Origin of the sequence: Burkholderia sp. Nafp2/4-1b (genome assembly GCF_003635165.1) — a bacterium.
Classification (GTDB): domain Bacteria; phylum Pseudomonadota; class Gammaproteobacteria; order Burkholderiales; family Burkholderiaceae; genus Burkholderia.
This window is the reverse complement of the sequence record NZ_ML058601.1, coordinates 179,935-193,216: the sequence shown is the minus strand read 5'-3', so window position 1 is coordinate 193,216 and position 13,282 is coordinate 179,935. Positions and strand designations below refer to the sequence as shown.

The window sequence follows — 13,282 nt, the reverse complement described above, 5'->3', positions numbered from 1 at the left end:
CGGCACCACTCAAGCGGGAACGAATGGTGAACACGCAAGCGAAACACTCCTACGCGGATCTGACCGCCAAGACCGAGGAAGAGGACGTCGTCCTCGGCCAGCTGCTCCAGGTGATCATGGACGACATCTGGCTGCTGCTCGGCATCGCGGTGACCGTCATCGCGCTCGCCGGCCTCTACTGCTTCGTCGCGAAGCCGGTCTATCAGGCCGACGTGCACGTGCGGGTCGAGGGCAACGACAACACGTCGCAGGCGCTCACGCAGACGCAGACGGGCGCGTCGATCAACAGCGGCCCGCAGCAGGCGCCGACCGACGCGGAAATCGAGATGATCAAGAGCCGCGGCATCGTCGCGCCGGTCGTCGAGCAGTTCAAGCTGAACTTCTCGGTCGTGCCGAAGACGCTGCCGCTGATCGGCAGCCTGGCCGCACGCGTCGCGACGCCGGGCGAGCCGTCGCGCGCGTGGTTCGGCCTGCGCTCGTACGCGTGGGGCGGCGAAGTCGCCGACATCGACACGATCAACGTCGTGCCCGCGCTCGAAGGCAAGAAGCTGACGCTGACCGCCGGCCCGAACGGCACGTACACGCTGGTCGACCCGAACGGCAACCGCTTGCTGTCGGGCCGGGTCGGCGAGTCGGACCAGGGCGGCGGCGTGACGCTGCTCGTGCAGAAGCTTGTCGCGCGCCCCGGCACGCAGTTCACCGTGGTGCGCTACAACGACCTCGATGCGATCACCGGCTTCCAGTCGGGCATCCAGGTGACCGAGCAGGGCAAGCAGACGGGCGTCGTGCAGATCTCGCTCGAAGGCAAGGATCCGGACCAGACCGCCGCGATCGCTAACGCGCTCGCGCAGTCGTACCTGAACCAGCACGTGGTCGCGAAGCAGGCCGAAGCGACCAAGATGCTCGCATTCCTGAAGGGCGAGGAACCGCGCCTGAAGGCCGACCTCGAGCGTGCGGAAGCGGCGCTGACGCAATACCAGCGCACGTCCGGCTCGATCAACGCGAGCGACGAGGCGAAGGTCTACCTCCAGGGCAGCGTGCAGTACGAGCAGCAGATCGCCGCGCAGCGCCTGCAACTCGCGTCGCTCGCGCAGCGCTTCACCGATTCGCATCCGATGGTGATCGCCGCGAAGCAGCAGCTCGCCGAGCTGCAGGGCGAGAAGGACAAGTTCAGCAACCGCTTCCGCAGCCTGCCGGCGACCGAAGTGAAGGCCGTCCAGCTCCAGCGCGACGCGAAGGTCGCCGAGGACATCTACGTGCTGCTGCTGAACCGCGTGCAGGAACTGTCGGTGCAGAAGGCGGGCACGGGCGGCAACATCCACCTGGTCGATTCGGCGATGCGTCCTGGCGACCCGGTCAAGCCGAAGAAGGTGTTGATCCTGTCGGCCGCGGTGTTCCTGGGCCTGATCCTCGGCACGGGCGTCGTGTTCCTGCGCCGCAACCTGTTCCAGGGCATCGAGGATCCCGACCGCGTCGAGCGCGCGTTCAACCTGCCGCTGTACGGGCTGGTGCCGCAAAGCGCCGAGCAGGTGAAGCTCGACGCGATGGCCGAGAAGGGCGGCGGCCGCGCGCGGCCGATCCTCGCGAGCCTGCGTCCGAAGGACCTGAGCGTCGAAAGCATGCGCAGCCTGCGCACCGCGATGCAGTTCGCGATGATGGACGCGAAGAACCGCGTGATCGTGCTGACCGGCCCGACGCCCGGCATCGGCAAGAGCTTCCTGACCGTCAACCTCGCGGTGCTGCTCGCGCATTCGGGCAAGCGCGTGCTGCTGATCGACGCCGACATGCGCCGCGGGATGCTCGACCGCTACTTCGGCCTGACCGTGCAGCCGGGCCTGTCCGAGCTGCTGAGCGACCAGTCGCCGCTCGAGGAAGCGATCCGCGAGACGCCGGTGCAGGGCCTGTCGTTCATTTCGGCCGGCACGCGCCCGCCGAATCCGTCGGAATTGCTGATGTCGACGCGCCTGCCGCAATACCTCGAAGGGCTCGGCAAGCGCTACGACATCGTGCTGATCGACTCGCCGCCGGTGCTGGCCGTGACCGACGCGACCATCATCGGCCGCATGGCCGGCGCGACCTTCCTCGTGCTGCGCTCGGGCATGCATACCGAAAGCGAGATCGCCGACGCGATCAAGCGCCTGCGCACCGCCGGCGTCGATCTGGAAGGCGGGATCTTCAACGGCGTGCCGCCGAAAGTACGCGGCTACGGTCGCGGCTATGCGGCCGTCCACGAATACCTGAGCGCTTGATCGCATCGCACGAAACCGGGCCGGTGCGTTCAGTGCCGCCCCGGCCGAATGGAGAACTCTCGATGAAAATTTCCGTGCTCGTTCCGACCTATCGGCGTCCCGCCGACCTCGCGCGCTGCCTGCTGGCGCTGCAGCGTCAGCAGCGGCTGCCCGACGAGGTGATCGTCGTTGCGCGCCCGGAGGACGATGCCACGCACGAGCGCCTCGCCGATCCGGCGGTCGGCGGCGCGCTGCCGCTGCGCATCGTGCCGGTCGACGTGCCGGGGCAGGTCGCCGCGCTGAACAAGGGGCTCGACTCGGCGACGGGCGACATCGTCGCAATTACCGACGACGATGCGGCGCCGCGCGCCGACTGGCTCGCGCGCGTCGAGGCCGTGTTCCTGGCGGACCCGCGCGTCGGTGCGGTCGGCGGCCGCGACTGGGTGCACGAGAAGGGCCGCGTGCTCGACGAATCGCGCGAACTGGTTGGGCAGCTCACGCTGTCCGGCAAGATCATCGGCAACCATCACCTCGGCGTGGGCGGCGCGCGTGAAGTCGACATGCTCAAGGGCGCGAACATGAGCTATCGCCGCGCCGCGATCGAGCGGCTGCGCTTCGACACGCGGCTGCGCGGCGCAGGCGCGCAGGTGCACAACGACATGGCGTTCAGCATGCGCGTGCAGCGCGACGGCTGGAAGCTCGTGTACGACCCGGCGATCGCGGTCGATCATTTTCCGGCCGAGCGCTTCGACGACGACCGGCGCGATGCCGCGTCGCTGAATGCGATCAGCAACGGCGCGTACAACCTGCACCTGATCCTGCGCGAGCATCTGCCGCCCGTGCGGCGCGAGATCGCGTGGTGGTGGTGGACGCTGGTCGGCACGCGCGTCTATCCGGGTTTCGCGCACCTGCTGCTGTCGCTGCATACCGCGCGGCGCGAGCGCGTGCGCGAGCACTGGCGCGCGGTGCGCCGCGGCGCACGCGATGCGCGCCGCGCGAATCTTGCCCCCCATCGTGCGGCAATGCCGCCGGTGACGTCTTGAACGAGCCGCGCGCCTTGCGCACGGCCATCCCTGGAGGGCATCAAATGGTACGACCGCCACGCTCGCTTGGTTCGCTCGGGAGGGTGCAGATCCCTCATCTCGCGGAAGCTTCCGCGCATCCGATGGCCCGGCGGAGGCTGACATGACTTCAACGACGAACGTTCACGTCCATCTGTTCTACGGCGCCGATCCGCGTACCTACCGGAAAGGCGAGAACATCGGCTGCCTGTACGGCTATCACCACGCCGAATCCGACGAATTCCGGCTGACCTATTCGGAGGACCGCCGCGAGAACCGCGTCGCGAGCCTCGCGCGCCGTGCGCTGAAGGCGGCGCTCGGTTTCGACGTCGTGCACGCATGGCGCAATCGCGCCGCGCTGCTGGCCGCCGACGTGATCTGGACGCACACCGAGCAGGAGCACCTTGCCGCCGCGCTGATCCTGAAGCTCGCCGGCGCGCAGGGCAAGCGCCCGCTGCTGCTCGCGCAGAGCGTGTGGCTGTTCGACAAGTGGAACACGTTCGGCGGCCCGCGCCGCTGGCTGTACCGCAAGCTGCTCGCGCGCGCCGATGCGCTGACGACGCTCGCCCGCGACAACGCGGACCTGTGCCGCCGCTACCTCGGGCGCGATGCGGAGTTCGTGTACTACGGGCTGAACACGCAGGATTTCCCGCCGGTCGATCCGCAGCAGTGGCAGCCGAACCGGCCGCTGCGGATCGCGGCGATCGGCAACGACCGCGACCGCGACTGGCGCACCTTCCTCGCCGCGTTCGGCGGCGACGAGCGCTACGACGTGCGGCTCGCGACGCGCCGCCGCGTGCCGCGCGAATGGCATGCGCCGAACGTGAAGATCGGCTCGGCATCGGGCCTCGCGAAGCAGCATGAACTGTACGCATGGGCCGACGTGATCGTCGTGCCGCTGCGGCCGAACTTCCACGCGTCGGGCATCACCGTGATGCTCGAGGCCGCGGCGGTCGGCAAGCCGATGATCGTGTCCGACGTGGGTGGCCTGAGCGACTACTTCCCGCACGACACGGCAGCCTACGTGCCGGCGTTCGACGCGCCGGCGATGCGCGAGGCCGCCGACCGCTTCGTCGCCGATCCGGTGGCCGCGCTCGACTGCGCGCGCGCCGCGGCTGCGTGCCTGCGCGAACGCGACCTGACCACGCAGGCATTCGCCGAGCAGCACGTGCGGATCACGCGCGACATGCTGCGCCGGCGCCGCACGCCCGCGGCGGCCGGCGTCGCGATGCCGCTCGCGGATTCGCGTCCTTCGTCGCGGTGAGAGCGGATCGATGAGTACGATTGCCGCCGAACGCGCGCCGTCGCGCACCCGCAACTGGTTCGCCGAGCCGAAGCACTGGGCCGGGCAGGCCGGGCTGTGGACGTTTACCGCCGCGCTGATCGCCATCCACCAGGGCAAGGTGCTGACGCTCGCGTTCCCGGTGCTGGCCATCGCGGTCGGCATCTGGCTGTATTTCAAGAGCCCGGCGCGCTACGTCGGCTTCATGTGGTGGGTGTGGTTCCTGAGCCCGGAAGTGCGGCGCCTGGCCGACTGGTCGAAGGGCGCGTTCACGCCGACGAGCCTGATCCAGGTCGCGCCGCTCGCGGTGACGATGATCGCCGGGCTGGGGCTGCTCAGGCATTACCGCGTGCTCGCGCAGCGGCGCGGGATTCCGGTGCTGCTGATGCTGTTCGGGCTCGTGTATGCATATCTGGTCGGGATCGTGTCGAGCGGCGTGATGGCCGCGACCTACGACCTCGCGAACTGGCTGTACCCGATCCTGATCGGCTTTCACATCATGGTGAACGCGCGCAACTATCCGGAGTATCGCGACGTCCTGCTGTCCACCTTCATGTGGGGCATGCTCGTGATGGGCCTGTACGGCGTCGTGCAGTATTTCGTGATGCCGCAGTGGGACGTGCTGTGGATGGTCGGCTCGCAGATGGGCTCGCAGGGCGAGCCGGTGCCGTACGGCGTGCGCGTGTTCAGCACGATGAATTCGTCGGGGCCATTCGCTTTCGCGATGATGGGGGCGCTGGTGTTCGTGCTGGTCGCGCCGCAGAAGATCCGCTGGTTCGCGGGCGCCGCCGGCTTCGTGTCGTTCGCGCTGTGTCTCGTGCGTTCGACCTGGGGCGGCTGGGTGATCGCGCTCGCGATCCAGCTCGTGCAGTCGAGCAACCGCGTGCGGATGCGGATCCTGATCAGCGGCGTCGTGCTGGTCGGGCTGTGCGTGCCGCTGCTGACCGTCGGGCCGGTGGCCGACCGGCTCGGCGCGCGCCTGCAGTCGATCACGAACCTGAAGGACGACCGCAGCTACGACGACCGCAACAAGTTCTACGCGACCTTCGCGCAGACGGCATTCACCGATGTCGCCGGCGAAGGGATGGGCGCGACCGGCGCGTCCACCAAGCTGTCGAGCGACAGCGGCGAGCTCGGCAAGTACGGCAGCTTCGACAGCGGCGTGATGAACGTGCCGTTCGTGCTCGGCTGGCCGGGCACGCTGCTGTATCTCGCGGGCGTCGTGATGCTGTTCGGCCGCACGCTGCGCGCGGCATTCAAGCTGCGCAAGGACAAATTCGTCGGCGCGTGCCTGAGCCTGTGCCTGTCGACCTTCGCGATGCTCGTATTCACGAACTCGCTGATCGGCACCGGCGGCCTGCTGATGTACACAGCCATTTTTTCGATACTTGCCGCGGCGCACTGGCAAAAGGCGCAACGCCTGCTGGCCGCCGCGCGTTCACGGGGAGGCGACCATTGAGAATCGCGATCGTCACGCACGTCGTGCGACATAACGACGGGCAGGGCCGCGTCAATTACGAAATCGCGCGCGCGGCGCTGGCCGAACACTACGAAGTCACGCTGGTTGCATCGCATGTCGCGCCCGAGCTGCTGGCCGACCCGCGCGTGCGCTGGGTGCCGGTGAAGGTCGGCGGCTTCTGGCCGTCCAATCTCGTCAAGCAGCAGGTGTTCGCGCTGAAGAGCGCGGCCTGGCTGCGCGCGCACCGCAGCGAGTACGACGTGCTGCACGTGAATGGCTTCATCTCGTGGATCAAGGCCGACGTGAATACCGCGCACTTCGTGCACGGCGGCTGGTTCAAGAGTCCGTACTACCCGTTCGGCCCGACCAAGGGGCTGTGGTCGGCGTACCAGTACGTGTACACGCGCGTGAATACCGTGCTCGAGCGCTGGGCGTACAAGCGTTCTCGCGCGATCACGGCCGTGTCGCAGAAGGTGGCCGACGAGATCGCCGCGCTCGGCATCGACAGCCGCAAGATCAGCGTGATCTACAACGGCGTCGACGGCAGCGCGTTCGCCGGCGCGCAGGCCGACCGCGCGGCGTTCAAGTTGCCCGACGACGCGTTCCTGCTGCTGTTCGTCGGCGACCTGCGCACGCCGCGCAAGAACCTCGGCACCGTGCTGAAGGCGCTGACGAAGCTGCCCGAGAACGTCCATCTGGCGGTCGCCGGCTATCTGCCCGGCAGCCCGTATCCGGACGAGGCGCGCGCGCTCGGCATCGCGTCGCGCGTGCATTTCCTCGGGCTCGTGAAGAACATGCCGACGCTGATGCGCTCGGTCGACGCGTACGTGTTTCCGTCGCGCTACGAAGCGATGAGCCTGTCGCTGCTGGAAGCGATGGCGGCCGGGCTGCCGGTCGTCACCGCGCGCACTGCCGGCGGCGCGGAAATCATCACGCGCGACTGCGGGATCGTGCTGGAAGACCCCGACGATCCGGCCGCGCTCGCGCAGGCGATCGGTTCGCTCGCGGCATCGCGCGACACCTGTCGCGCGATGGGCGACGCGGCCCGCGAACTGATGACCCGTTTCGGCTGGGCCCGCATGGGCGCCCAGTACGTCGCGCTCTACCAGCGCATCGGCCAACCCTCGCAGCCGTCCGCCTTCGAGCGCGTCGAGCATGCGATCACGCAGGAGCAGTCGTGATGTCCCTTTCTTCCCGGCCGATCAAATCGTTGCAAATCGGCATGCACTGGTTTCCCGAACGCGCGGGCGGCCTCGACCGGATGTACTACTCGCTCGTCGGCGCATTGCCCGGTGCGGGCGTCGAGGTGCGCGGGCTCGTCGCCGGCTCGCCGAAGGTCGCAGACGACACGGGCGGCGCGATCCAGGGCTTCGGGCCCGCATCGCAGCCGCTCGCGCGCCGGATGCTCGCCGCGCGCCGTGCGCTGCGCGATGAAATCCGCAGCGAGCGGCCGGACGTGATCTCGTCGCACTTCGCGCTGTACACGTTCCCGGGTCTCGACGTGACGCGCGGGATTCCGCAGGTGTCGCACTTCCAGGGGCCGTGGGCCGACGAAAGCCAGGTCGAGGGCGCCGCGTCGCTCGGCCAGCGCGCGAAGCGCTATCTCGAACAGGCCGTCTATACACGCTCGTCGCGCCTCATCGTGCTGTCGCAGGCGTTCGGCCAGATCCTGACGAACCGCTACGGCATCGAGCCGTCGCGCGTGCGCGTGATTCCCGGCTGCGTCGATACCGCGCAGTTCGATACACCGCTCACGCCGGCCGAGGCGCGGCACAAGCTGCAACTGCCGCAGGACCGGCCGATCGTGCTGGCCGTGCGCCGGCTCGTGCGGCGCATGGGGCTGGAGGATCTGGTCGACGCGATCGGCGTCGTCAAGCGCCGCCATCCGGACGTGCTGCTGTTGATCGCCGGCAAGGGCAAGCTCGCCGAGGAACTGCAGCAGCGCATCGATGCGGCCGGGCTGCAGGACAACGTGAAGCTGCTCGGCTTCGTGCCCGACAACCATCTCGCGGCGCTGTATCGCGCGGCGACGGTCAGCGTCGTGCCGACGGTCGCGCTCGAAGGCTTCGGGCTGATCACGGTCGAATCGCTCGCGTCCGGCACGCCGGTGCTGGTCACGCCGGTCGGCGGGCTGCCCGAGGCGGTCGCCGGGCTGTCGGACGATCTCGTGTTGCCGTCGACCGGCGCGGACGCGATCGCGGAAGGGCTCGGCGCGGCGCTGTCGGGCGCGATCGCGCTGCCGGACGAAGCCGCGTGCAAGCGCTATGCGCGCGACAATTTCGACAACGCGGTGATCGCGCGACGCGTCGCCGGCGTGTATGAAGAGGCGATCCAGGCGGCGGGCTGAAACCGCTCCGCACGACGGTACGATCGGGCGCATCTCCGTGTGCGTCCGGTTCGCATGCCGGCCGCCCGGTTCGGGCGAGTCGGCATTTTGCCGTTTGCGGTCGCAACGCCGCGATTCGTGCGATTGCGTTCGACGGCGTGATTCTCGCGTATTCGAACGAGTCGGAATGGAAGGCGTTCCGCAACAACCGCAACGCAACAACCGCAACGAATGCTTGCCCGCGCCGTGGCACGGCGTTCCTGCAAGCTCGCGCGGTGCGCGGCAGCGCTCAGTGCCGTTCGCCGCGCCAGCGCCCCGGCGCGACGCCGAAGCGCTTCGTGAACGCGTGCGTGAAGGTGCTCTGGTCGGCGAAGCCGACCATGCCGGCGATGTCGACGAGCGGATGGCGGCCGTCGGCGAGCAGCACGACGGCGGCGTCGAGCCGCAGCCGCTGCAGGTAGCGATGCGGGGTTTCGCCGAACGCGTCGACGAACAGTTGATGAAACCGGCGCATCCCGTAGCCGCAGTGCGCGGCGAGATCGGCGATGCGCAGCGGCTCCGCGAGCCGGGCCCGCAGCCAACGGTCGATGCGCGCGAAATCGAGGCCCGCCGCGGGCGCGGCGAGGTGTGCGTCGCCGAGCAGCGCATCGCACAGCCGCGCGGCGGCCTGCCACTGGAAGCGATGTGCGTGCGGCGTGTCGCCGGCCGGCCCGTCGAGCTGCGCGGCCGCGGCCGCGACGTGCGCGACGAGCGACGTCAGTGCCGGATCGATCGCCACTGCCCGCGCGCTGTCGAACAACCGCTGCGGCACCGCGAGCGACGCGGCGGGCAGGTCGAGCACGAGCTGGCGATTGTCGCCGAGGCCCGAATAATCGTGGCGCGCGCCGGCCGGAATCAGCCATGCGGCGTGCCGGTCGATGCGCTGGCCGACGCCGTCCACCGCCATCACCATCGCGCCGTCGACGCCGAGCACGACCTGGTGGAAGTCGTGCACGTCGGACGCTTCGCACGTGTCGTAACGGCGCAGCGCGATGGCGGGAGACGGGATGCGATCCATCGGAAGGGCGTCGGCCGGCGGCGTCGTCAGACGTCGAGCAGTTCGACTTCGAACACGAGCGTCGCGTTCGGCGGGATCACGCCGCCTGCGCCGCGCGGGCCGTAGGCGAGTTGCGGCGGGATCGTCAGGCGACGCACGCCGCCGACTTTCATGCCCTGCACGCCTTCGTCCCAGCCCTTGATGACCATGCCGCCGCCGAGCACGAACGCGAACGGGTCGTTGCGGTCCTTGCTCGAGTCGAATTTCTGACCGTCGGTCAGCCAGCCCGTGTAGTGGACGCTGACGGTCTTGCCGGCTTGCGCTTCCGCGCCGGTGCCTTCGGTCAGGTCTTCGATTTTGAGGCCCGATGCGGTCGTGGTGACAGACATGACTTCTCCTGAAAAGGGGTTGGGTAAAACCGCTATTGTAGGCGAGCGCGCAGGGGGCCGCCGCGCGCGGCGAACGCGCGGTTACGGGCCGATCCCGTGTCGATCTCGCGTCGATCCCGCGTCGATCGCGGCGGCCGCCACGCATCGCGCTCCAACCGCGAATGGAACGCGCGTTTGAATTTTTCGACAACCGGATTGACGAGGTTGCACCGCCTGACCTGGGCGCGCGTATGAATCGGTGAGACCCGGCTGCACGCCGTAGCACGGCGCGCCGCCGCACGGTGTCCCCAGACCTTCATCGCACGGGGCTTTCAGGCGCGTTACGGTCCGCGCGTGAGCTGCGCGCGAGTCACGCTCCCGCCGGTATGCGCGTTCGAATTCCGGCCCGCCCGGACGCCGTTCCGGCGTCGATTTTTCCATGCTGACGACCGCGCGCTGTTTGGAAGGGCGCGTCTACCGTGCGGGCTTGCGCGCGGCGCCGGCCGACGCCTATCGTTACAGCTGTCGATGTCAAGATTTCGGCGTTGCGCGATGCGCTGCCCGGGCCCGCGCCGGCAAGGCCGCGACGGCTTCCGGGCCGCCCGAAAACAAGGAGAACCACGAACATGAAGTCAGCCGCTTCCGCCACCGCGGCCGAGGTGATGCCGGTGCGCCGCGACCTGCGCTTCGACCTGCCGGTCGAACGCGCGAAGGACTGGCATGGGCTCGGCCCGCACGTGACCCACTTCTTCAACGCGCTGTCGCTGCTGTTTCCGGCCGGCGAACGCTTTTTCATGGATTCGGTGCGCAACTATCGCGACCGGCTCGACGATCCCGTGCTGAAGCGCCAGGTACTCGGCTTCATCGGCCAGGAGGCGATGCACACGCGCGAGCACGTCGAATACAACGAACTGATGCAGGCGAACCGGCTGCCCGCGCGCAAGCTCGACAGGCGCGTGTGGGCCGTGCTCGGCTTCATGAAGCGCGTGCTGCCGCATTCGGTGCAGCTCGCGCATACGGTCGCGGCCGAACACTACACGGCGATGCTCGCGGACTGGCTCCTGCGCGACCCGACGCGCCTCGAAGGCTCGGTCGAAGGCTACCGCCAGATGTGGGTATGGCATGCGCTCGAGGAAACCGAGCACAAGGCCGTGTCCTTCGACGTGTGGAACGCGGTGATGAAGCCCGGCCTGCGCCGCTACCTGATTCGCGTCGGCGTGTATCTGCTGACGACGCTGACGTTCTGGCCGACCGTGTTCCTGCTGCACGTGACGCTGCTGTGGCGCGATCGCGGCGCCGGCCATCACGTGCGCGGCACGCTGCGCATGCTCGCATTCCTGTACGGGCCGCGGCGCGGGCTGTTTCCGCGCATCGCCGGCGAATGGCTGAGCTTCCTGCGGCCGGGCTTCCACCCGTGGGACCACGACAACCGTCACCACCTCGCGCGCGTCGATGCGCTCGTCGCCGCCTATGGCGAACACGACGGCGCGTCGGCCGGCCGGGGCCGCGCCAACGCGCTCGCGCCCCTCGCATCGGGACGCTGACGCCGCCGCGCGAGATGCCGCGCGTGTTGCGTTCCTGCATCAACCGCACGCCATTCGACGATTGACCGATATCAAGCGGAAACGATTGCGCGTGCGGGCGCCGGGACGGCCGCCGGGCCGCGCCGCCGCTTGCCGCTGCTTCGATCCCGCGCATCCCCGATAGCGTGCCGCCCCGGCACCCCGGTATTGGCGCGGCTCCGCGGGTTCGCCACGCGTGCGGCTTCGCTTCGCGCGCACCGCGCCACCGGGATAACACCCATCTAGCCGCGCATCGGCGGCATCGTTATACCGTTCATGAATGGATTCCGCCGACGCGCGATTGTTACCCGGGGGGATTTTATTCGGATGAAAATGCGGCCAATATGTCGGTTCGATCGAGGTCCGTCGTACGCGGCGGCGAGCCGGCGCGCGATACCAACGCCAAGCGGGGAACAACGATGGTTGCAAGGTCACCCGACGCAAACGGGTCGGCGGCGCCCGAGATGCCGCTCGTGTCCGTTACAGCTCCCGAGGCCGGACGCAAGCTGTTCGTGATCATGCGTTCGCCCGACGAACCGTTGCTGGCGCAACTGCGCGGCCTCGGCTGGGAAATCACGGTCGCGAAGACAGCCGGCGCCGCGCAGAACATGACGTCCGGCGCGAATATCGCGGCCGGGCTCATCGATTTCACGGGCTTCACGTCGCGCGACTATCCGGCGCTGAAGGCGTGCCTGAGCCAGCCGGCGATCGGCTGGATTGCCACCGCGCAGGCCGGCGTCACGATCAGCGCTGCCGTGCGCGAACTGATCCGCAGCTATTGTTTCGATTACGTGACGCTGCCGTTGCCGTATGAATGGATTTCCCACGTGCTCGGCCATGCGCGCGGGATGGCCGCGCTCGATCGTGTCGACGGCGCGGCATACGCGGCGTCGATCGGCGAGCACGGGATGATCGGCAACTGCGAAGCGATGCAGCAGCTGTTCAGCACGATCCGCAAGGTCGCGAAAACCGATGCGAGCGTGTTCATCTCCGGCGAGTCGGGCACCGGCAAGGAACTGACGGCACTCGCGATCCACGAGCGCTCGGCGCGCGGCAAGGGGCCGTTCGTCGCGATCAACTGCGGCGCGATTCCGCATCACCTGCTGCAGTCGGAACTGTTCGGCTACGAGCGCGGTGCGTTCACCGGCGCGAACCAGCGGCGGGCGGGCCGGATCGAATCCGCGCACGGCGGCACGCTGTTTCTCGACGAAATCGGCGACATGCCGGTCGAAAGCCAGGCGAGCCTGCTGCGCTTCCTGCAGGAAGGGAAGATCGAGCGGCTCGGCGGGCAGGAATCGATTTCGGTCGACGTGCGAATCATCTCGGCCACGCACGTCGATCTCGACGGCGCGGTCGAAACCGGCCGCTTCCGCGCGGACCTCTATCACCGGCTTTGCGTGCTGCGCATTCACGAGCCGCCGCTGCGCGCGCGCGGCAAGGACATCGACATCCTCGCGCACTATGTGCTGCAGAAATACAAGTCCGACAGCGGCCGCAAGATCAGCGGCTTCACGTCGGCCGCGCTCGACGCGATGCGCCGCTACGAGTGGCCCGGCAACGTGCGCGAGCTGATCAACCGGGTGCGCCGCGCGATCGTGATGGCCGAGAGCCGGTTGCTGACGCCGCACGATCTCGGCCTCGACGTACCGGGCGAAACCGAGCCCGTGACGCTCGAGCAGGCGCGTTCGCTCGCCGAGCGCACGGCCATCGAGAACGCGCTGCTGCGCAACGATCACCGGATCAACAAGGCCGCCGCCGAACTCGGCATCTCGCGCGTGACGCTGTACCGGATGATGATCGAGCACGGGCTCAACGATCACGACAACAACGGCGACAACGGCGGCAAGGAGGCGTCGCCGCCGGACGACGCCGACCACCAGCGGGTCGGTTGAGCCGAGGCGGGCGCGCCATCGAGCCGGCCCAGGCGACACGGCGTCCGGCTGCGTCCGGCCGCGTGTAA

The 13,282-nt window shown here is 68.7% G+C and carries 10 protein-coding genes and 1 pseudogene; 9 read left to right on the top strand and 2 right to left on the bottom strand.

The window, feature by feature from the left end:
• Positions 1–23: 23 nt before the first annotated feature.
• The 6 genes from C7H84_RS10355 to C7H84_RS10330 all read left to right on the top strand — a co-directional run bounded on the left by C7H84_RS10355 (position 24) and on the right by C7H84_RS10330 (position 8,377).
• Positions 24–2,249, top strand: a complete 2,226-nt coding sequence (locus C7H84_RS10355; protein WP_121858727.1) for a polysaccharide biosynthesis tyrosine autokinase — start codon at positions 24–26, stop codon at positions 2,247–2,249.
• Between the two features lie 62 nt (positions 2,250–2,311).
• Positions 2,312–3,271, top strand: coding sequence for a glycosyltransferase family 2 protein (locus C7H84_RS10350; RefSeq protein WP_121858726.1), 960 nt, complete (start codon positions 2,312–2,314; stop codon positions 3,269–3,271).
• A 142-nt stretch (positions 3,272–3,413) separates the two neighbouring features.
• Positions 3,414–4,553 carry a glycosyltransferase family 4 protein gene (locus C7H84_RS10345; protein ID WP_121858725.1) on the top strand — a complete coding sequence of 380 codons (1,140 nt, stop codon included), beginning with the start codon at positions 3,414–3,416 and terminating at the stop codon, positions 4,551–4,553.
• A 10-nt stretch (positions 4,554–4,563) separates the two neighbouring features.
• Entirely contained in the window at positions 4,564–6,030 is a 1,467-nt protein-coding gene (locus tag C7H84_RS10340) for a glucose-6-phosphate isomerase (RefSeq protein ID WP_121858724.1), read from the top strand.
• Complete coding sequence (locus C7H84_RS10335; RefSeq protein ID WP_121858723.1) at positions 6,027–7,211, top strand: glycosyltransferase family 4 protein; 1,185 nt, start codon at positions 6,027–6,029, stop codon at positions 7,209–7,211. The genes C7H84_RS10340 and C7H84_RS10335 overlap by 4 nt, the downstream gene beginning before the upstream one ends.
• Positions 7,211–8,377 carry a glycosyltransferase family 4 protein gene (locus tag C7H84_RS10330; protein WP_121858722.1) on the top strand — a complete coding sequence of 389 codons (1,167 nt, stop codon included), beginning with the start codon at positions 7,211–7,213 and terminating at the stop codon, positions 8,375–8,377. Before C7H84_RS10335 ends, C7H84_RS10330 begins: the two co-directional genes overlap by 1 nt.
• Positions 8,378–8,645: 268 nt before the next feature.
• Here the strand turns inward: C7H84_RS10330 and C7H84_RS10320 are convergent, their stop codons facing one another.
• Positions 8,646–9,413 carry an AraC family transcriptional regulator gene (locus tag C7H84_RS10320; protein ID WP_121858720.1) on the bottom strand — a complete coding sequence of 256 codons (768 nt, stop codon included), beginning with the start codon at positions 9,411–9,413 and terminating at the stop codon, positions 8,646–8,648.
• 26 nt (positions 9,414–9,439) lie between these two features.
• Positions 9,440–9,781 carry an FKBP-type peptidyl-prolyl cis-trans isomerase gene (locus C7H84_RS10315; RefSeq protein ID WP_121858719.1) on the bottom strand — a complete coding sequence of 114 codons (342 nt, stop codon included), beginning with the start codon at positions 9,779–9,781 and terminating at the stop codon, positions 9,440–9,442.
• Positions 9,782–10,386: 605 nt separating this feature from the next.
• On the opposite strand from C7H84_RS10315, the gene C7H84_RS10310 reads away from it, so the two are divergent.
• From C7H84_RS10310 to C7H84_RS37120, 3 genes and pseudogenes are all read left to right on the top strand, one after another.
• Positions 10,387–11,304 carry a metal-dependent hydrolase gene (locus C7H84_RS10310; RefSeq protein WP_121858718.1) on the top strand — a complete coding sequence of 306 codons (918 nt, stop codon included), beginning with the start codon at positions 10,387–10,389 and terminating at the stop codon, positions 11,302–11,304.
• 362 nt (positions 11,305–11,666) lie between these two features.
• A pseudogene (locus C7H84_RS37125) lies at positions 11,667–12,686 on the top strand (sigma 54-interacting transcriptional regulator); the annotation flags it as partial.
• A 182-nt stretch (positions 12,687–12,868) separates the two neighbouring features.
• A complete protein-coding gene (locus C7H84_RS37120) occupies positions 12,869–13,282 on the top strand; it encodes a hypothetical protein (protein ID WP_240462019.1) in 414 nt (137 codons plus the stop codon).